The following is a 19352-nucleotide window of genomic DNA, read 5'->3' as shown; positions in this document are numbered from 1 at the left end:
CTAGGCTTGTCCTCGCTGTGCCCTGCGGTGCTCGCTCCGGCGGCCCCGGTCGGGGCCTACAGCGGCACGAGTCACTGTCTCGTGCCGCTGGTATCAGTCCGCCTCCGCATCCTCCGGCGGCGCCTCACCCCAGCGGCGCAGGCGGCCGCTGTCGATATCGAACAGGTCCAGGACGCGGCCGACGGTATGGTCCACCAGGTCGTCCACGCTGTCCGGCCGGATGTACATGGCCGGCACCGGGGGGCGATGACCGCCCCCATCTCGGCCAGGGCCGTCAGGGTGCGCAGGTGGCCCAGGTGCAGCGGCGTCTCGCGCACCATCAGCACCAGGCGCCGGCGTTCCTTCAGCACCACGTCCGCCGCCCGGGTCAGCAGGCTGGAGGTCACGCCGGTGGCGATCTCGCTCATGGTGCGGATGGAGCACGGGGCGATGACCATGCCCAGGGTGCGGAAGCTGCCGCTGGAGATGGCGGCGCCGACATTGGCGACGGCATGGTTGACGTCGGCCAGGGCCCGCACGTCGGCGGGCTTCAGGTCCGTCTCATGCGCCAGCGTCATCTCCGCCGACCGGCTCATCACCAGGTGGGTTTCGATGGGCAGGGGCCGCAGCATTTCCAGCAGGCGGATGCCGTAAAGCACGCCCGAGGCGCCACTGATACCGACGATAAGGCGGGAGGGTGCGGTGGTCATGATACCTCTGTCCATGATCCTCGGGATCTAACGCCGCCCCCGCATCGCGTCCACCGGATTTGCGGCGGACCAATCCATGCCGTTGAGAACGAGGCGGTATTCTTTCCGTATCGCGAAGGGTCTTGTCACAACTGCGGTCTAAAAGCGGCGGCCGTCTGGACCTATGTTCAGGGGCGGGCGGTTACCCACCGTCCCTGCCCCACCGCCGCCCCCCACCCGGGCCGCCACCCACCCGGCACGCCCCCGATAGGAATGGGTTCCATCATGACCACCACCCCCGATCTTTTCGCGTCGACGCACATCGGCGCCATCCCCGTCGCCAACCGCATCGCCATGGCGCCCCTGACCCGCGCCCGCGCCGGCATGGACGGGGTCCACACCCCGCTGGCCGTGGAGTATTACCGCCAGCGCGCCAGCGCCGGCCTGATCATCACCGAGGCCACCAACATCTCCCGCCAGGGGCGCGGCTATGCCTACACCCCCGGCATCTACACGCCGGAGCATGTGACGGCCTGGAAGGCGGTGACGGACGCGGTGCACCAGGCCGGCGGCCACATCGTGCTACAGCTCTGGCATGTGGGCCGCATCTCCCACACCAGCCTGCAGGAGGGCGGCGCCGCCCCGGTGGCGCCCAGCGCCCTGCAAGCGGGCGGTGAAACCTATGTCGAGGGCGGCTTCGCCCAGCCCACCCTGCCCCGCGCGCTGGAGACGGAGGAGATCGCCGGCATCATCGCCGATTACCGCCGCGCCACCGAGAACGCCAAGGCCGCCGGCTTCGACGGGGTCGAGGTCCATTCCGCCAACAACTACCTGCTGGAGCAGTTCATCCGCGACAGCACCAACCACCGCACCGACCGCTATGGCGGCAGCGTGGAGAACCGCACCCGCCTGACGGTGGAGGTGGCCCAGGCCGTGGCCCAGGTGTGGGGGCCGGAGCGCGTGGGCCTGCGCCTGTCGCCCATCACCCAGGCGGCGGGCAACACCCCGCTGGACAGCGACCCCAACGGCACCTACGGCTTCCTGGCCGAACGCCTGGGCGAGTTGAACCTGGCCTATCTGCATTGCGTGGAGGGGCAGACGCGTGGCCCCAACGGCGCGCAGCATTTCGACTTCCAGGCCCTGCGCCGGAAGTTCGGCGGCGCCTACATCGCCAACAACGGCTATGACCACGACCTGGCGGCCCGCGCCATCGCCGAGGGCCGCGCCGACATGGTGGCCTTCGGCCGCCCCTTCATCGCCAACCCCGACCTGGTCCACCGCCTGAAGACCGGCGCGCCCCTGGCCCAGGCCCCGCAGGAAGCCTTCTACGGCGGTGGCGCCAAGGGCTACACCGACTGGCCCAACGCGGCTTGAGTTGAGAGTGTTCCTCCGGCGCCGGCCGGCGCGGTCTACCACCGGCATGACATCTCTCATGCCGGTGGGGTGGACTCGGGATATGGTCCGGAAAAGAAAAAGGGCGGCCTCTCGCGGGGCCGCCCTTTTTCCTGTGTCCGCGAAGGGATCAGAGGATCACTCCTCGATCTCCTCCTCGTGCTCCTCATCCTCCAGGGCAGCCTGCTCCGCGGCCAGGGCGCGGTCCTCGGCCGTTTCCAGCAGGGTGGTCGTCTCCAGCTCCGGTTCCGGCAGGCCACGACGGGCGCGGGACAGGGCGGCCTCCAGCTCACGCTGGCTGCACAGGCCCAGCAGCACGGGGCTGCGCGGCTTGATGTTGCTGGTGTTCCAGTGGGTCTTGTCGCGCACCGCGGCGATGGTCGGCTTGGTGGTGCCGATCAGGCGGGAAATGGCGGCGTCCGACAGTTCCGGATGGTTCTTCAGCAGCCAGGCGATGCCGTCGGGCTTGTCGCCGCGCTTGGTCACCGGGGTGTAGCGCGGGCCCTTGGCGCGCGCGATCGGCTGCGGCAGGTCGTGGATACGAATTTGCAGCTTCAGGTCCGGGTTCTTCTCGCAGCGCGCGATCTCGTCCTTGGTCAACTCGCCGTTGCCCACCGGATCGCGCCCGACCATGCCGATCGCCACCTCGCCATCGGCGATGGCCTGCACTTCCAGCGAGTGCATGCCGCAGAACTCGGCGATCTGCTCAAAGGACAGCGCGGTGTTTTCAACCAACCAGACCGCGGTCGCCTTCGGCATCAAGGGCAGTGCCATGCTTCCTCCTAACCCGTGGCGGAATGTCCCGCCAACACGCATCAAAACCCGTGAACAAGGTCGCGAAAAGCAATATCCGCCCGTCGCGCGGGCTGAAGGCCCCACGCAGCCGGACGGAAAACTGTGACGCGTACACTTGCTATATAGAGGCACGCGGCGGGCGAGGCCACGCCTTTTTATAGGCCCGGCCCCTCTTGCCCTGGGTAGATCGCGGCCTTAAACGGTCAAAACGATCTTGCCGACATGACCGCTGCTTTCCATCAGCGCGTGCGCCGCCGCCGCCTCTTCCAAGGGGAAGGTCTTGTAGATCACCGGTCGCACCTTCCCCTGCGCCAGCAGCGGCCACACCTTTTCCGCCAGGCTGGCGGCGATGGCGGCCTTCTCCTCCGCCGTGCGGGGCCGCAGGGTGGACCCGGTCAGGACCAGGCGCTTGGTCATCACCGGCACCATGTTCAGGGTGACCTTGGCCCCGCGCAGGAAGGCGATGGTGACGTGACGGCCCTGGTCGGCCAGGGCGTCGATGTTGCGGGGCAGGTAATCGCCGCCCACCATGTCCAGGATGACGTCGACGCCCCGGCCGCCCGTCGCCTCCTTCACCACGGCGACGAAATCCTCCGTCTTGTAGTCGATGCCGCGCTCGGCGCCGATGTCCTCACAGGCCTTGGCCTTGTCCGGCCCGCCGGCGGTGGCGAAGACGCGGGCGCCGAAGGCCTTCGCCAACTGGATGGCCGTGGTGCCGATGCCGCTGGTGCCGCCATGGACCAGGAAGCTTTCCCCGCCGCCAGCCGGCCGCGATCGAAGACGTTGGTCCAGACGGTGAAGAAGGTCTCCGGCAGGGCCGCCGCCTCCACCATGCTGAAGCCGTCGGGCACGGGCAGGCATTGGCCGGCCGGCGCAACGGCGTGGTCGGCATAGCCGCCACCGTTCACCAGGGCGCAGACGGCATCGCCCACGGCCCAGCCCGTCACCCCCTCGCCCAAGGCCGCGACGGTGCCCGCGACCTCCAGGCCCGGCAGGTCGGACGCGCCCGGCGGCGGCGGGTAGAGGCCCGCCCGCTGCAGGCAATCCGGCCGGTTGACGCCGGCGGCGGCTACCCGGATCAGGACTTGGCCGGGGCCCGGCTGCGGCAGCGGCCGCTCAATGGGCTTCAGGACCTCAGGCCCGCCGGGTTCGGTAATGGCGATGGCGCGCATGGCTTCCAGATCTCCGCTTCTTACATCCGGCGGGGGATGGCCCCTCGCCGCTTGGGGTCTTGCACCATGTAGGCCCCCGGCGGCACAGTGACAACCAACACGCTGGGACAACCAACACGCTGGAGGGCCAGCCCTCCCCAGGATAAGGCAACCGCCCCATGGACACCGACGACATCGCCCCGCCGCCGAGCCGCCCCAGCAGCTTCCTGGATATCGCCCGCCTGTCGGTGGGGGAACTGCGCGAATATCGCAACAGCCTGGAGGCGGAGATCGCGCGGGTGGACGACGCCATCAAGGCCAAGCAGGCCTCGCTGAACGCCGCCGCCGCGTTTTTCAAAAGCTAGACGGGCACCGCCTCGAACGTCGCCGTGTCCAGGGTGAAGGTGCCATCGGCCTCGATGGCGAAATGCCCGGTGACGGCGTCCGCCATGCGCCCTTGCAGGGAGCGGATGGCCGCCACATGGCTGTCCGGCGGGTTCATGCGCGCGATCCAGCTGGTGAACTCCAGCCGCAGGCGCCGTTGCGTCACGCCGGTGACGCGGAAGCCCGCCCCCGCCAGGGCCGCCCGCCACTCCGCCACCGCGTAATTGCGCACATGCGACGGGTCGCGCAGCAGCTCGACGGATTGCAGAAAGGTGTCCAGCAGCGGCTGGCCCGGCGTCACCACGTCCATGAAGATGGCGATTCCGGCCGGCTTCACCACCCGCCGCGCCTCCGCCAGGCCCGCAGCCAGGTCCGGCCAGTGGTGGGCGCTGTAGCGGCTGACCACGGCACAGAAGGCCGCGTCGTCGGCCGGCACCGCGTCAGCCCGGCCCACCCGCGTCTCGATATTGGCCAGGCCGCGCCGCCCGGCCTCCGCCGCCACGGCGTCCAGCATGTCGGGCGACAGGTCGCAGGCGACCACTTGGCCCACATGGGGCGCCACGGTGAAGGCGACGTGCCCGCCGCCACAGCCCAAATCCAGGACCGTCTTGTAACCCTTGCCCGCCACCAGGCCGGCCAACTGGCGCAAATCCTCCCCCTGGGCGTGGACGGCGCTGGCGACATAGGCGGCGGCCTGCGGCCCGAACTGGCCGGCGACCAGCGATTCCTGGTCCCGTCCGCCAACCGGTTGCGGTGCATGCTGGGTGGTCATTCCCGATTTCCTTCCCGTTGAGACAGCCCCGGCGCGCCGGGGTGGAACAGCAGACTGACCCAAGCCCTTAAACTGGTACCAGATCCAGGTTTATACTGGTATCAATCGCTACCCCCTTTCCCAAGGGCACCCCCATGCCGGACAGATCGACCGAGGACAGCTCCAAACGGCGGGAGTTGGGGGAGTTCGTGCGGGCGCAGCGGGAGCGGCTGTCACCGGCGGCCCTGGGCCTGGCGCCCGGCCCCCGCCGCCGCACGCCCGGCCTGCGGCGGGAGGAACTGGCGCAGCTCAGCGGTGTCAGCGTCACCTGGTACACCTGGATCGAGCAAGGCCGCGACGTCTCCATCTCCCCCGCCGCGCTGGGCCGCCTGGCCCAGGCCCTGCGCCTGTCGGCGGCGGAACGGGCCTATCTGTTCGACCTGGCCGGCAAGCATGATCCGCAGGGGAAGACGGCGGGCGACGACGCCCCGGTGCCGGCGGCGCTGGACGCCCTGGTGCGGGGCATCGCCCACCCCGCCTATCTGCTGGACCGGACCTGGAACGCCCTGGCCTGGAACGCGGCGGCCGCGCGCCTGTTCAACGGCTGGCTGGACCCGCCTGGCCCCGACAGCGACCGCAACCAGTTGCGTTATTTGTTCCTGAACCCCGCCGCCCAGGCCCTGATCCCCGATTGGGCGGAGCGGGCGCGACGGGTGGTGGCGGAGTTCCGGGTGGACTACAGCCATCATCTGGATGACCCCGCGATGCAGGCCCTGGTGGCGGACCTCAGCCAGCGCAGCCCCCTGTTCGCCGGCCTGTGGCACGCCCACACCGTCACCGCCCGCGCCGGCGGTGAGCGCGCCTTCCACCACCCCGCCGACGGCCCCCTGCGCTATGAGCAGCTGACCTTCGCCCTGGCGGGACAGGCGGACGTGAAGCTGGTGACGCTGGTTCCACTACCTGGGGTGCCGGCCGCCTGATCAGGCCGGGACTTTGCCCTTCACCCACAGCAGCGCCGCGACGCGCAGCGCGCTGGACAGGTTGCCGTCGCGGTTGCCGTCGATCTCCTCCACCAGGGCGTTGATCGACAGGCTGCGGGCCACGGCCATGTCCTTCAGCGTTTCCCAGAACGGCTCCTCCAGCGTCACGCTGGTGGGGTGGCCGGCGATCAGGACGGAACGCTTGCGCAGGGTCATGCGGTGGCTCGCTGATGCTCGGTCACGGCGTCGACCACGGCGCGGGTCAGGAAGGCCAGGTCGTCGGCGTCCATGGTAAAGGACGGGGTGAGGTAGACGATGCGGCCGAAGGGTCGCACCCAGACGCCCCGGTCGATGAGACGCCGCTTCAGGCCGTTCATGTCGGCGATGCGCTCCAGCTCCACCACGCCGATGCCGCCCAGGGTACGCACGTCCGTCACGCCGGCCAGGTCGCGGCAGGGCTCCAGCCCCGCCCCCAGGCCCTGGGAGATCGCGGCCACCTGGGCCAGCCGGGGCTCGCTCTCGAACAGGTCGAGGGAGGCGTTGGCGGCGGCGCAGGCCAGGGGGTTGGCCATATAAGTGGGGCCGTGCATCAGCGCCGCCTGGGCGTTGTCCGACCAGAAGGCCTGGAACACCCGGTCGCTGGCCACGGTGGCGGCCAGGGCCATGGTGCCGCCGGTCAGCGCCTTGGACAGGGTGACGATGTCTGGCACCACCCCGGCGGCCTGGCACGCGAACATCGCGCCGGTGCGGCCGAAGCCGGTGAAGATCTCATCGAAGATCAGCAGCAGGCCATGGCGATCAGCGGCGGCGCGCAGGGTGCGCAGCACCTGGGCGTCATGGAACAGCATGCCGCCCGCCCCCTGCACCAGCGGTTCCACCAGGATGGCGGATAGGGTGTGGGCATGGGCGGCGAGCTCGCGCTCAAACCGCGCCGTGGACTCCTCATCCACCGGCAGGTCCAGGATGAGGTGTTCGTGCAGCAAGCCGGCGAACAGGCTGTGCATGCCCTCCTCCGGGTCGCACACCGCCATGGTGGCGATGGTATCGCCGTGATAGCCGCCGCGGAAGGCCGCCAGCTTGGTGCGGCCGGGCACGCCCCGGTTCAGCCAGTATTGCGTCGCCATCTTCATGGCGATTTCGACGGAGACGGAGCCGCTGTCGCAGAAGAACACACGGGTCAGGTCGCCGGGCAGCATCGCCGCCAGGCGGGTGGCCAGGGTGTAGGCCGGTTCATGCGCCAGGCCGCCGAACATGACGTGCGGCATGCGCGCCAGCTGTTCAGCCACCTTTTCGCGGATGTGGGGGTGGTTGTAGCCGTGGCAGGCCGTCCACCAGCTGGCCACCCCATCCACCAGTTGCCGGCCATCGGCCAGGGTCAGGCGTACCCCCTCCGTCGCCACCACGGGCAGGGGCGGCAGGGCCGTCTTCATCTGGGTGTAGGGCAGCCAGATGTGCTGGCCGCCCCGCGGAAACCAATCGTTCCCGCCCCGATCATTCCGGATAGGAAACGACCCTCGGTTAGCCATGATCAGTGGCCACACGCCCCGGAGCAGCCGCCCTCAGCCGGGTGGGCATGGGCATGATCCTCATCGGCGCAGCCCTCTTCCACCACGTCCATGGTGGTCATGCCCAGGCGGGCCAGCAGCTGCTTGTCATGGTCGGCCACCGGGTTGGCGGTGGTCAGCAGCTTGGGCCCGTAGAAAATGGAGTTGGCGCCGGCCAGGAAGCACAGGGCCTGGGTCTCGTCGCTCATGCCCTCGCGGCCAGCCGACAGGCGGACCATGGAGGCCGGCATGGTGATGCGGGCCACGGCGATGGTGCGGACGAACTCGATGGGGTCCAGGGCGGCCTCGCCATCCAGCGGCGTGCCGTCCACCTGCACCAGCATGTTGATCGGCACGCTCTCGGGGTGCTGCGGCAGGGTGGCCAGGGTGTGGATCATGCCCACGCGGTCGGTCAGATCCTCGCCCATGCCGACGATGCCGCCGCAGCAGACGTTGATGCCGGCCTCCCGCACGTTGGCCAGGGTGTCCAGCCGATCCTGGTAGGTGCGGGTGGTGATGATGTTGCCGTAGAACTCGGGCGAGGTGTCGAGGTTGTGGTTGTAGTAGTCCAGCCCCGCCTCTTTCAGGCGCAGGGCCTGGCCGGAGTTCAGCATGCCCAGGGTGACGCAGGTCTCCATGCCCAGGGCCTTCACGCCCTCGACCATGGCGCAGACCGATTCCAGGTCCTGGTCCTTGGGGCTGCGCCAGGCGGCGCCCATGCAGAAGCGGCTGGCGCCGGCGTCCTTGGCGGCCTTGGCCTCCGCCAGCACCTTCTGCACCTCCATCAGCTTCGACGCCTTCAGGCCCGTCTCATGGTGCGCGCTCTGCGGGCAGTAGGCGCAATCCTCGGGGCAGCCGCCGGTCTTGATGGACAGCAGGGTGGAGATCTGGACCTGGGTGGGATCGAACCGCCGGCGGTGGACGGCGGCGGCCCGGAACACCAGCTCGGTGAAGGGCAGGTCGAACAGCGCCTGAATCTCGGCGCGCGTCCAGTCGGTGCGCACGTCGTCGCTGTCCAGGACCGGAGTGAAGGCGGCGGGGCGGCTGATGTCGATGGCGGTCACGGGTGCGTTTCCTTGGGGAATACCGGGGCGATACCGGGGCCGGGCCGAAGCTCAAGGCCAGCCCGCACCTAACGGCAGCGGTGGGGACCGGTCAAGAAAAACCGGGGCGGCGCCTGCTGCGGGCGAATGCGGGGAAACTTGGTGAGAGCCAACCTGCCTGGCGCGACAGATGATTGCGCGACTCTAGGGGAACACGGCTTCAAGAATTGAGATCACCACCTGGCCGACAATCTCGAACAGCCAGGACCAATCGTTCAGGCGTTCAGCCAACCGAGACTCTTCCTCAGCCACAGCCCCCTCACCTGTCCTGCGTCAAAACAAGCCGAACAGCAGCCCTAGCGCGATATCGATGACCGCCCACTTGCCATAGGCGCGTGTTCTGGCCTCCCGCCGGCGAAAAAGTGGCACGACCTTTCCCCTGCTCACGTCATCCATAGGCGGAGATGGGGGCGGCGTTTGACACCCGCAACCCAGGCGCCGCACTTTCGCACGCGTATCGCGGACTCTTGCGGCTAAGCTCCGCCCGACCTTCTCAATCAATGGCGCGCCCATGCAGTCCCTGACCGAATTCGCCGAAGCCAAGCTGGCCGAGATGGACGCCGCCGCGCTGCGCCGCCGCTTGGTGGACAGCGATCGCGACGGCGAAGGCGGGCTGTGGATCACGCGCGGCGGCCGGCGCCTGCTGTCCTTCTCCTGCAACGATTACCTGAACCTGGCCCACGATCCCCGGGTGAAGGCGGCGGCGGTGGCGGCGGTGGAGCGGTATGGCGTGGGGGCCGCCGCCTCACGCCTCGTCACCGGCAACCACCCGCTCTACACCGTGCTGGAGCAGAAGCTGGCGGCCTTGAAGGGGACGGAGGCGGCCTGCGTCTTCGGCTCCGGCTATCTCGCCAATGCCGGCATCATCCCCACCTTCGTCGGCGCCAAGGATCTGGTGGTGGTGGATGAGCTGGCGCACGCCTGCATCTGGGCCGGTGCCAAGCTGTCCGGCGCCACGCTGCGCATCTTCCGCCACAACGACGTGGGCCATGCCGCCCAGGTGCTGGCCACCTACCGGCCGCGCCACGGCCGCGCCCTGCTGGTGACGGACGGCGTCTTTTCCATGGACGGCGACCTTGCCCCCCTGCCCGCCCTGGCCAGCCTGTGCGAGCGGCATGACACCTGGCTGATGACCGACGACGCCCACGGCATCGGCGTGCTGGCCCAGGGCCGCGGCTCCAGCTTCGCCTTCGGTGACAAGGTGCAGGTGCCGTTGCAGATGGGCACCTTGAGCAAGGCGGTGGGCGGCTATGGCGGCTATCTCTGCGCGTCCCAGGCGGTCATCGACCTGGTGAAGACCCGGGCGCGCACGCTGATCTATTCCACCGGCCTGCCACCCGCCACGGTGGCCGGCGCCATCGCGTCGCTGGACATCATCCAGGGCGACCCCGACCTGTGCGCCCTGCCCCTGGCCAAGGCCCGGCGGTTCACCGCCCTGTTGAACCTGCCCGCTGCCGAAAGCCCCATCGTGCCCATCGTGCTGGGCGGCGCCGAGGTCACCTTGCGGGCCCAGCGCCTGCTGGAGGAGGAGGGCCTGCTGGTCACCGCCATCCGCCCACCCACCGTGCCGGCCGGCACCGCCCGCCTGCGCGTCACCTTCACCGCCCGCACGCCGGATGCGGAGATCGAGCGCCTGGCCGGCCTGATCCGCGACCGCATCCTGCCGCTTAAAAGTGTCGAGAGCCCCGAATGACCGTCCCCGCCTTCTTCGTCACCGCCACCGGCACCGACATCGGCAAGACCTTCGTGACAGCCGGCCTGGTGCGCCGCCTGCGCGCCAAGGGTATCGCCGCCACCGCCCTGAAGCCCGTGGTCAGCGGTATCGATGTGGAGGATGCCGCCAGCCTGGCGGCCAGCGATCCCGCCCAGCTGCTGGCCGCCATGGGCCGGCCGGTGACGCCGGCCGAGGTGGCACGCATCAGCCCGCACCGCTACGCCGCGCCGCTCTCGCCCGACATGGCGGCGGCGCGCGAGGGTCGTCCCCTGGACGTGGACGGCATGATCGAATGGTGCCGGGAGAAGGCGGCCTTCGCCGCCGCCCCGCTGTTCATCGAGGGCGTGGGCGGCGCCATGGTGCCGCTGGACGACAGCCGCACGGTGCTGGATTGGATGGTGGCGCTGGACCTGCCCCTGCTGCTGGTCACCGGCAGCTATCTCGGCACCCTCAGCCACACCCTGACCGCCCTGGACGTGCTGGCCCGCCGGGGCCTGCACGTCGCTGCCATCGCCGTCAGCGCCACCCCCGGCGCCACCGTGCCCATGGCCGAAACCCTGGCCACCCTGACCCGCTTCGCCCCCGGCATCCCCCTGACGGCGGTGCCGAGGGTGGACAGGGTGGAAGAGGCGGACGCGGCGTTCGACGCGCTGCTGGCGACGTTGGGGCTGTGAGGATCAGGTTGTCTTAAACAGCCCCAAATGGCATATTTTGTAATCCGTGCCACTGGAGGCCAAAAATGACACCGAAACCTCAAGCCGCGACCATGGCGGCAAATGGTCGGCTGGTTGTTCCGTTGGAGGTGCGCCGGGCGGTGGGACTGGAAGCTGGTGGTAAATTGCTGGCCCGGGTTGAAGACGGCCGCATCGTCTTGGAAACTATCGAGGCCGCCGTCGCCAGGGTGCAGAAGCTCGCCCGCCGCTATGGTTCACCTGATCGCAGCCTGGTTGACGAATTGATCGCCGAGCGGCGGGCCGAAGCCGCACATGAGTGAAGGGCCTTTCGTCCTCGATGCATCCGCCGTTCTGGCTTTGATAAAAGCCGAACCAGGTGCCGACCACGTTGTCGCCGCCTTGTCGAACTCCTGGATTACATCCGTCAATTTTTCTGAAGTGGTGACTAAACTTCACGAAGAAGGTTGGCCGGTAGACGACGCGGCCGATGCCGTTTTGTCGTTGGGCATCAACTTGGTCGATTTCTCCCCCCAGCATGCCGTTCTGGCGGCCCAACTCCGCCCTGCTACGAGGGCTGCTGGCCTTTCCCTGGGTGACCGGGCCTGTTTGGCACTGGGACAAGAACGCCAAGCCAAGGTACTAACCGCCGACACCGCCTGGCTAAAGGTGGCGGCGGCTTTGCAACTAGAGATTATCGCGATCCGCCAGCCGCACGGCTGATGGCTTTTGAGAACCTCAGCTCAGCGCCGTCTCCGCCCGGATCTCACGGATCAGGTTTTCCATGCGGCGCAGAAGGGCTTCGGCCACCTTCAGCGGCACGACCACCACGTCATCCTCGGCGTCGAAACCGCCCTGGCGGCGGATGACGATCTCATCGCGGGGGTTGGCATAGACCGCCACGGCGGTGGCCATGTCGGCCACGATGCTTCCCTGGTCCAGATGTCCCCATTGAAACGCGCCGGCCATATCGTCCTCCATCGCTGACAACGCGAAAGAACAAACTGGGAACAATCAAGGCACAGAACAGGAATTTAGGCAAGGGGAATTTTGCATCCCCTTGCCCCACATCCAAGGATCAGCTGGGGTGGATCATGTCCTCCGGCCTCACCCAGGCGTCGAATTCCGCCTCGGTCAGGAAGCCCAGGGCCAGGCCGGCGGCCTTCAGGGTGGTGCCCTCGGCATGGGCTTTCTTGGCGATCTTGGCCGCCTTGTCATAACCGATGTGCGGGTTCAGGGCGGTCACCAGCATCAGGCTTTCGTGCAGCGACTTGGCGATGCGGTCCTCGTTGGCGGTGATGCCCACCACGCAATTGTCGGTGAAGCTGACGGCGGCGTCAGCCAGCAGACGGATGGATTCAGCCACGTTGTGGATGATGACCGGCTTGAAGACGTTCAGCTCGAAATGGCCGGTGGCGCCCGCGATGGTGACGGTGGTGTGGTTGCCCATCACCTGGGCGCACACCATGGTCATGGCCTCCGACTGCGTCGGGTTGACCTTGCCGGGCATGATGGAACTGCCGGGCTCGTTTTCCGGCAGGCTCAGTTCCCCGATGCCACAGCGCGGGCCGGAGCCCAGCAGGCGGATGTCGTTCGCCACCTTCATGAGCGACACCGCCAGCGTGTTCAGCACGCCCGACACCTCCACTAGGCTGTCGTGCGTCGCCAGCGCCTCGAACTTGTTGGGCGCGGTGACGAAGGGCAGGCCGGTGAGGTCCGCCACCTCGGCGGCGAAGGCGGCGTCGAAGCCCTTGCGGGCGTTCAGGCCCGTGCCCACCGCCGTGCCGCCCTGGGCCAGGCGCAGCAGCGCCGGCAGGGCGGCTTTCACCCGCTCCACCCCATAGGCCAGCTGCTGGGCGTAGCCGGAGAATTCCTGGCCCAGGGTCAAGGGTGTGGCGTCCTGCAGATGGGTGCGGCCGATCTTGACGATGGCCTTGAACGCGTCGGCCTTGGCGGCCAGGGCGTCGCGCAGATGCTCCAGCGCCGGCACCAGGGTGCGGTGCAGTTCCACCGCCGCCGCGATGTGCATGGCGGTGGGGAAGCTGTCGTTGGATGACTGGCCGCGGTTCACGTGGTCGTTGGGGTGCACCGGCTTTTTCGACCCCATCTCCCCGCCCAGCAATTCGATGGCGCGGTTGGAGATGACCTCGTTGGCGTTCATGTTGCTCTGGGTGCCGGAGCCGGTCTGCCACACCACCAGGGGGAAATGGTCGTCCAGCTTGCCGGCCGCCACCTCCGCCGCCGCCTGGATGATGGCGCGGCCCAACGCCTCATCCAGTTCGCCCAGCTTCACGTTCGCCTGGGCCGCCGCCTGCTTCTGGATGCCCAGGGCGTGGATCAGGGCCGGGGGCATACGATGCCCCCCGATCTTGAAGTTGCCCAGGGACCGCTGGGTCTGGGCGCCCCAGTAGCGGTCGGCGGGAACCTCCAGGGGGCCAAAGCTGTCGGTTTCGGTGCGGAAACCGTGGGGCGATGGGGTGGTCATGGGATTGATCCTCCAGGCTGTGGGACGCCGAGCTTACCCCGGCGCCCGATGTCAGCGCTTGTCGAGGATGTTGCCTATGGCGCCGAACACACCCCCCTCCTCCCGGGTTCCCACCAGGGAAGAGGCCAGCATGCGGCCGGCCAGGCGGGAGAAGGGCAGGCTTTGCAGCCATATCTTGCCGGGACCGCGCAGGCGGGCGAAGAACAGCCCCTCGCCCCCGAACAGCATGGATTTGATCCCGCCCACCTGCTCCACGTCGAAATCGATGTCAGCGGTCATGGCGGCCAAACAGCCCGTGTCCACGTGGATGACCTCGCCGGGGGCCAGCGTGCGCTCCACCAGGGTGCCGCCCATGTGGATGAAGACGATGCCGTCCCCCTCCAGCTTCTGCATGATGAAGCCGTCGCCGCCAAACAGGCCGGTCAGGATGCGCCGCTGGAAATAGATGCCGATGGCGACACCGCGCGCCGCCGCCAGGAAGCTGTCCTTGTGGCAGATCAGGCGCCCGCCGTAATCCGACAGCTTCAGGGCCGAGATGGTGCCGGGATAGGGGGCGGAGAAGGCCACCGTGCCGGGCCCGGTGCCCCGCTGGGTGAAAACGGTGGTGAACAGGGTGGAGCCGGAGAGCACGCGCTTGCCCGCTCCCCAGAGCTGGTCCAGCACGCTGCCGCCATCGCGGGCGGAACCGTCGCCGAAGATGGTGGCCATCTCGACGCTGGCGTCCTTGTACAGCAGGGCGCCCGCCTCGGCGATGGCGCTGTCGCCGGGCGCCAGGGTCACCGCCACATACTGCATCTCATGGCCATGGATGGTGTAGTCCAGGGCGCTGGCCGGGCCCGGCGCGGAAGAGGCGAAGGGATTGCCGCCGCCGGTGAAGGCGCCCCAGATGCCGCCACCGCCCGGCGGGGGCGGCGGGGGGAGGATGACGCGGTACCGCCATAAAGCTCCGCCACCTGGCCCACGGGCAGCCAGTCGGTGAAGCCCTCCCGCCAGCAATGGGCGCCTGGATTGGCGCGGGCGAAATTGCGCGCCGCCGCGTCATCCAGGGGCCCCGCCTGCTGCTGACCGTTGTGGAAGAACCATTCCGCCATGGTGCCACGCCCTTTCCCTGTCCAACCGGGCCGTTCATGTCCCCCGCGGACCCGCCCTTGGTATCGCCCCCTTTTACCAAGATGCCACCGCCCCGGCCAGCGCTGGCCCCATCCGGGGCCGGTCATGTGGCCCCCCCCCGCCACAAACAAAAGATTCCGTACCTCTCAGGGAATATTCCGTTCGCTCCCCCGTCTTTCCTGTAAGGCCGACTCAAAGGGCCCGAACCGAAAAGGAGCACAACGGGAATGCGCGCATCCCACCTGCCCGCATGCGCGGCGGTCATGCTGACGGGCCTGTCGGCCCTGCCGGCACAGGCCATGGATCTCTATCTCAACGGCTTCGCCGACTTCCGCACCGTCGCCACCAGCGCTGAGAAATCCTGGCTGGACGGCGGCCTGGGCAAGACCCGCTATGGCGGGGACGACAAGTCGGGTTCCGTCACCGGGAAATTCGCCGAGGCCGATCTCATGGGCGTGTGGAAGGTGGCGCAGGGCCTGGATGTCCAAGGCCAGGTGCGCATCGATCCGGACCAGAAGACGGTGTTCGACGTCATCGAATCCTATGCCCGCTGGCATCCCGGCTTCACCCGCGACATCACGATCAAGGTGGGCGCCTTCTTCCCGCCCATCTCGCTGGAGAACGACGGGCCGGGCTGGACGCCCACCTACACGCTGACGCCGTCCGCCATCAACAGCTGGGTGGGGGATGAGTTGCGGACCATCGGCGGCGAGATCAACTACACTTGGCACGGCGACATGGGCCGGGTGGATCTGTTCGGCGCCGTCTACGGCTGGAACGACCCGGCCGGCGTGCTCCTGTCCCTGCGTGGCTGGACCTTCAATGATAGGCCCGTGGGCCTGCTGGACCGCCCGCGCGCGCCCGACGCCTTGACCGGCGCCCCCGGCCAGCCGCCCATCCGCCTCGACATGTATCGTGAAATCGACGACGCCCCCGGCTGGTATGCTGGCGCCACCTGGCAGCTGCCGGGCCTGCCCCGGCTGTCCATCATGCGCTATGATAACAACGCCGACCCCACCGCCAGCCGGGTGCAGGTGGCCTGGAACACGCGGTTCTGGAGTGCCGGGCTGGAACAGCGGCTGCCCTATGGCTTCGTCGTGATGTCGCAAGCGATGCGCGGCGTCACCATCATCGCCGCCACCCCCGACAGCCGCAGCACGACGGAGTTCGAGTCCGCCTACGTCCTTCTGGGCTATGACTGGCGGGATTTCCGCTTCGGCTTTCGCGTCGACGCCTTCGGCACCGCCGAGCGCGGCCCCACCGATCGCGTCAATTACAGCGAGCACGGCAAGGCGGAGGTGCTGAGCGCCGCGTGGCGCGCCACGCGCTACCTCACCCTGACCGGCGAGCTGCTGAACATCGACAGCAACCGTCCCCTGCGCACCGCCCTGGACCAGCCGTCCGACACGGCGAACCGGCAGTTCCAACTGTCCGTCCGCCTCAGCATCTGATCCCGTCCCTCAAGGAACTGAACACCATGTCCCTGATCCGTGCCACCATCCGTACCGCCACCCTCGCCATGGCCCTGGGCCTCGCCTCCGTCACCGCGCAGGCGGAGCCGGCGACCCACACCGTCACGCAGAAGAACGGGCAGTTCGTGCCCTCGACCCTGACCATCAAGCGCGGCGACATCGTCATCATCCGCAACGACGACAACCAGCCGCACCACGTCGTCTCCTACACCCCGCACTTTCTGTTCGACCTGGACCTGCAGGCGCCGGGACAGGAAAACAAGATCGTCTTCGACACCACGGAAAAGCTGGTCGTCGTCAGCTGCGACATCCATCACAACATGGAATTGCTGGTCACCGTGCAGCAATGAACCCAGGGGCGGGTCCAGGGGCGAACCCGGTACCGGCAGGTTGAGCCCATTGGCGTGACCGGGCCGGCCGGCTATGGTGCGGCCGGCCCGGCAAATCCGGCGGGCCAAGCTATGGCCGAGGCTGGGATCGATGAGCATCTGGGGAAAGATCGTGGGCGGGGTCGCGGGCTTCGCCGTGGGCGGCCCGCTGGGTGCGCTGCTGGGGGTGGCCGCCGGCCATGCGGCCGACGCCTGGGCATCCCAGCCACCGGTGCCGCCGGGCCCGGACGGCCAGCCGGATCAAACGCGCAGCATGGCTTTCACCATCGGCGTCATCGTCCTGGGCGCCAAGATGGCCAAGGCCGATGGCGTGGTGGAGCGGGCGGAAATCGACGCCTTCAAGCGCGTGTTCCAGATCCCGGCGGAGGAGGCGCGCCATGTGGGCCGCGTCTTCGACATGGCCAGGCGCGACAGCGTGGGCTTCGAGCCGTACGCCCGCCAGTTGGCCGGCATGTTCCACGACCGGCCGACCGTGCTGGAGGATTTGCTGGGCTGCCTGTTCCACATCGCCGCCGCCGACGGCCGCCTTCATCCGGCCGAACTGACCTTCCTGGCGGAGGTCGCCCGCCTCTTCGGCATTCCGGACGCCACATTCGAGGGCATCCGCCGCATTCACGGCGGGGCCGCCTGCGGGTATGACGACCCGCTGGACGATCCTTACACCGTGCTGGGCGTGCCCCGTACCGCCAGCGATGCGGAAATCAAGCTGGCTTGGCGCAAGGCCTTGCGCGACAACCATCCCGACACGGTCATGGCCCAGGGCCTGCCGGCGGAGTTCGTGGAGGTCGCCACCCAAAAGACGGCCGCGCTGAACGCCGCCTATGACAAGATCCAAAGCCTGCGGGCCGGCACGCCCACCGGCCCGCACCAGTAACCCCGCATCTCAGAGCATAAAGTCTCCATGGCCCCCACCCCGCCCATCGTCGCCCTGAAGAACGCCCAGATCACCCTGGGCGCCACCACCCTGTTCCAGGACGTGGACGTCGCCATCGGCCGGGGGGACAAGATCGCCCTGGTCGGCCGCAACGGCAGCGGCAAATCCACCCTGCTGAAGGCCCTGGCAGGACTGGTCGACCTGGACAAGGGGGAACGCTACATCCAGCCCGGCGCCCGCATCGGCTATCTGCATCAGGAACCGGATTTCAGCGGCCATGCCACGGTGGCGGACTTCGTCAGCGCCGGATTGGCGGAGGACGCGCCCTATCGCGTGCAGGCGGTGCTGGACGAACTGGACCTGCCCGGCGACCGCGCGGCCGCGACCCTGTCGGGCGGTGAGGCGCGCCGCGCCGCCATCGCCCAGGCCCTGGTCAGCGATCCCGACGTCCTGCTGATGGACGAGCCGACCAACCACCTGGACCTGCCGACCATCGAGTATCTGGAAAAGGCGCTGCAGGCCTTTCGCGGCGGTCTGCTGCTGATCAGCCACGACCGCGCCTTCCTGAACACCCTGGCGCGCAAGACCATGTGGCTGGATCGCGGCACCATGCGCGAGACGGAACGCCCCTTCGCCGAGTATGAGGCCTGGCGGGATGAGGTTTTCGCGGCCGAGGACCTGGCCTACGCCAAGCTGGACCGCAAGATCGCGGTGGAGATGAAGTGGCTGCGCGAGGGCATCAGCGCCCGGCGCACCCGCAACATGGGCCGCGTCCGCGCCCTTCAGGGCCTGCGCAAGGACCGCGCCGACCGCAACCGCCAGGGCCAGGTGAAGCTGGCGGTGTCGGATGCCGAAAACTCCGGCCGGCTGGTGATCGAGGCGACCAACATCGCCAAGAGCTTCCAGGATGCGGACGGCAACACCCGCGTCATCGTCCGCGACTTTTCCACCCGTATCCTGCGCGGCGACCGGGTGGGGCTGATCGGCCCCAACGGGGCGGGCAAGACCACCATCCTGAAGATGCTGATGGGCGAACTGGCGCCGGACAGCGGCAGCATCCGCCTAGGCACCAACCTGGAGACGGTGGTGTTCGACCAGCGCCGCGCCCAACTGGACCCCAACCAGACCATCCGCCAGGTGCTGCTGCCCTTCGGCGGCGACAGCGTGGTGGTGGGCGGCACACCCCGCCACGTCGCCTCCTACATGCGCGACTTCCTGTTCGACGGCGGCATGCTGGAACAGCCGACCCGGGCGCTGTCGGGTGGCGAGCGCAACCGCCTGCTACTGGCCAAGCTGTTCGCCCAGCCCAGCAACCTGATGGTGCTTGACGAACCGACCAACGACCTGGACATGGACACGCTGGACCTGCTGGAAGAGGTCTTGAGCGACTATCCCGGCACCCTGCTGCTGGTCAGCCACGACCGTGACTTCCTGGACCGGCTGGTCACCTCCACCATCGCGGTCGAGGGTGATGGCGTGGTGGCGGAATATGCCGGTGGCTACAGCGACTATCTGGTCCAGCGTCCGGCCCGCACCCCGGCCGCCGGCACCGCGGCCAGGACGGCGGACACCCCCAAGGCGGCGGAGGCCCCGAAGGCCAAGCGCAAGCTGGGCTACAAGGAACAGCGCGAGCTGGACCAGCTGCCGGCGCTGATGGACAAGCTGGGCGACCAGGTGAAGAAGCTGGAGGCCAAGCTGGCCGACGCCACCCTCTACGCCCGCGACCCGGCGGCCTTCCAGAAGGCCACCGCTGATCTGGACAAGGTCCACCAGGACCTGGCCACGGCCGAGGAGCGCTGGCTGGAGCTGGAGGCGCTGAAGGAGGAGCTGGAGAGCGGGGCGTGAGGTTCTCCCTTTGCATGCCCGGCC

The 19352-nt window shown here is 68.6% G+C and carries 20 protein-coding genes and 2 pseudogenes; 11 read left to right on the top strand and 11 right to left on the bottom strand.

The genetic code is table 11. The features are described from left to right. Positions 1–93: 93 nt before the first annotated feature. Positions 94–689 (bottom strand): annotated as a pseudogene (locus ULB03_RS10155) (UbiX family flavin prenyltransferase). Positions 690–953: 264 nt separating this feature from the next. On the opposite strand from ULB03_RS10155, the gene ULB03_RS10150 reads away from it, so the two are divergent. Further along, entirely contained in the window at positions 954–2042 is a 1089-nt protein-coding gene (locus ULB03_RS10150) for an alkene reductase (RefSeq protein ID WP_322483032.1), read from the top strand. Between the two features lie 156 nt (positions 2043–2198). Here ULB03_RS10150 and ULB03_RS10145 read toward each other — a convergent pair whose 3' ends face one another. Both ULB03_RS10145 and ULB03_RS10140 read right to left on the bottom strand, forming a co-directional pair. Beyond that, entirely contained in the window at positions 2199–2834 is a 636-nt protein-coding gene (locus ULB03_RS10145; protein ID WP_322483031.1) for a DUF1013 domain-containing protein, read from the bottom strand. A gap of 216 nt (positions 2835–3050) precedes the next feature. Then, positions 3051–4027: pseudogene (locus tag ULB03_RS10140) on the bottom strand (NAD(P)H-quinone oxidoreductase). Positions 4028–4185: 158 nt separating this feature from the next. Here ULB03_RS10140 and ULB03_RS10135 point away from each other — a divergent pair. After that, positions 4186–4371, top strand: a complete 186-nt coding sequence (locus tag ULB03_RS10135; RefSeq protein ID WP_040847295.1) for a DUF1192 domain-containing protein — start codon at positions 4186–4188, stop codon at positions 4369–4371. Here the strand turns inward: ULB03_RS10135 and ULB03_RS10130 are convergent. Then, positions 4368–5162 carry a class I SAM-dependent methyltransferase gene (locus ULB03_RS10130; RefSeq protein WP_322483030.1) on the bottom strand — a complete coding sequence of 265 codons (795 nt, stop codon included), beginning with the start codon at positions 5160–5162 and terminating at the stop codon, positions 4368–4370. The two genes, ULB03_RS10135 and ULB03_RS10130, sit on opposite strands and share 4 nt — an antisense overlap. 134 nt (positions 5163–5296) lie before the next feature. Here ULB03_RS10130 and ULB03_RS10125 point away from each other — a divergent pair, with 134 nt between their 5' ends. After that, positions 5297–6121 carry a helix-turn-helix transcriptional regulator gene (locus ULB03_RS10125; RefSeq protein WP_322483029.1) on the top strand — a complete coding sequence of 275 codons (825 nt, stop codon included), beginning with the start codon at positions 5297–5299 and terminating at the stop codon, positions 6119–6121. On the opposite strand, the gene ULB03_RS10120 is transcribed toward ULB03_RS10125, so the two are convergent. From ULB03_RS10120 to bioB, 3 genes are read right to left on the bottom strand one after another with little or no spacing between them, the layout of a single operon-like run. Continuing rightward, positions 6122–6337, bottom strand: a complete 216-nt coding sequence (locus ULB03_RS10120; RefSeq protein WP_088871844.1) for a ribbon-helix-helix domain-containing protein — start codon at positions 6335–6337, stop codon at positions 6122–6124. It lies immediately after the preceding gene. Further along, entirely contained in the window at positions 6334–7647 is a 1314-nt protein-coding gene (locus ULB03_RS10115) for an adenosylmethionine--8-amino-7-oxononanoate transaminase (protein ID WP_322483028.1), read from the bottom strand. Before ULB03_RS10115 ends, ULB03_RS10120 begins: the two co-directional genes overlap by 4 nt. A gap of 2 nt (positions 7648–7649) precedes the next feature. After that, on the bottom strand, positions 7650–8729 hold the full coding sequence (gene bioB / locus ULB03_RS10110) for a biotin synthase BioB (RefSeq protein ID WP_416211108.1): 1080 nt from the start codon (positions 8727–8729) through the stop codon (positions 7650–7652). Positions 8730–9279: 550 nt separating this feature from the next. Between bioB and ULB03_RS10105 the strand changes: the two genes are divergently transcribed. The 4 genes from ULB03_RS10105 to ULB03_RS10090 all read left to right on the top strand — a co-directional run bounded on the left by ULB03_RS10105 (position 9280) and on the right by ULB03_RS10090 (position 11876). Beyond that, entirely contained in the window at positions 9280–10461 is a 1182-nt protein-coding gene (locus tag ULB03_RS10105; protein ID WP_322483027.1) for an aminotransferase class I/II-fold pyridoxal phosphate-dependent enzyme, read from the top strand. After that, positions 10458–11156, top strand: a complete 699-nt coding sequence (gene bioD / locus ULB03_RS10100; RefSeq protein ID WP_322483026.1) for a dethiobiotin synthase — start codon at positions 10458–10460, stop codon at positions 11154–11156. The genes ULB03_RS10105 and bioD overlap by 4 nt, the downstream gene beginning before the upstream one ends. 65 nt (positions 11157–11221) lie before the next feature. Beyond that, positions 11222–11476, top strand: coding sequence for an AbrB/MazE/SpoVT family DNA-binding domain-containing protein (locus ULB03_RS10095; protein ID WP_322483025.1), 255 nt, complete (start codon positions 11222–11224; stop codon positions 11474–11476). Beyond that, positions 11469–11876, top strand: a complete 408-nt coding sequence (locus tag ULB03_RS10090; protein WP_322483024.1) for a type II toxin-antitoxin system VapC family toxin — start codon at positions 11469–11471, stop codon at positions 11874–11876. Before ULB03_RS10095 ends, ULB03_RS10090 begins: the two co-directional genes overlap by 8 nt. Before the next feature lie 15 nt (positions 11877–11891). Here ULB03_RS10090 and ULB03_RS10085 read toward each other — a convergent pair whose 3' ends face one another. The 4 genes from ULB03_RS10085 to ULB03_RS27410 all read right to left on the bottom strand — a co-directional run bounded on the left by ULB03_RS10085 (position 11892) and on the right by ULB03_RS27410 (position 14729). After that, positions 11892–12122 carry a hypothetical protein gene (locus tag ULB03_RS10085; RefSeq protein WP_145749856.1) on the bottom strand — a complete coding sequence of 77 codons (231 nt, stop codon included), beginning with the start codon at positions 12120–12122 and terminating at the stop codon, positions 11892–11894. 109 nt (positions 12123–12231) lie between these two features. Beyond that, a complete protein-coding gene (gene fumC / locus ULB03_RS10080) occupies positions 12232–13638 on the bottom strand; it encodes a class II fumarate hydratase (protein ID WP_322483023.1) in 1407 nt (468 codons plus the stop codon). A 51-nt stretch (positions 13639–13689) separates the two neighbouring features. Continuing rightward, positions 13690–14433, bottom strand: a complete 744-nt coding sequence (locus tag ULB03_RS10075; RefSeq protein WP_322483022.1) for an AIM24 family protein — start codon at positions 14431–14433, stop codon at positions 13690–13692. Then, entirely contained in the window at positions 14415–14729 is a 315-nt protein-coding gene (locus ULB03_RS27410) for a DUF4339 domain-containing protein (RefSeq protein WP_416211106.1), read from the bottom strand. Before ULB03_RS27410 ends, ULB03_RS10075 begins: the two co-directional genes overlap by 19 nt. A 246-nt stretch (positions 14730–14975) precedes the next feature. Between ULB03_RS27410 and ULB03_RS10070 the strand changes: the two genes are divergently transcribed. The 4 genes from ULB03_RS10070 (at position 14976) to ULB03_RS10055 (ending at position 19328) form a co-directional block, all read left to right on the top strand. Then, complete coding sequence (locus ULB03_RS10070; protein WP_322483021.1) at positions 14976–16199, top strand: hypothetical protein; 1224 nt, start codon at positions 14976–14978, stop codon at positions 16197–16199. A 26-nt stretch (positions 16200–16225) separates the two neighbouring features. Beyond that, the gene (locus ULB03_RS10065; protein ID WP_322483020.1) at positions 16226–16570 is read left to right on the top strand and encodes a cupredoxin domain-containing protein; all 345 of its coding nucleotides are present in this window, start codon (positions 16226–16228) and stop codon (positions 16568–16570) included. Between the two features lie 130 nt (positions 16571–16700). Further along, a complete protein-coding gene (locus ULB03_RS10060; RefSeq protein WP_322483019.1) occupies positions 16701–17483 on the top strand; it encodes a TerB family tellurite resistance protein in 783 nt (260 codons plus the stop codon). Positions 17484–17510: 27 nt separating this feature from the next. Then, positions 17511–19328 carry an ATP-binding cassette domain-containing protein gene (locus ULB03_RS10055; protein WP_322483018.1) on the top strand — a complete coding sequence of 606 codons (1818 nt, stop codon included), beginning with the start codon at positions 17511–17513 and terminating at the stop codon, positions 19326–19328. Positions 19329–19352: the final 24 nt, after the last annotated feature.

Origin of the sequence: Nitrospirillum goiasense (assembly GCF_034427435.1) — a bacterium.
Lineage (GTDB): Bacteria > Pseudomonadota > Alphaproteobacteria > Azospirillales > Azospirillaceae > Nitrospirillum.
The sequence above is the reverse complement of the archived record's forward strand: the minus strand, read 5'-3'. Positions and strand labels throughout refer to the sequence as shown.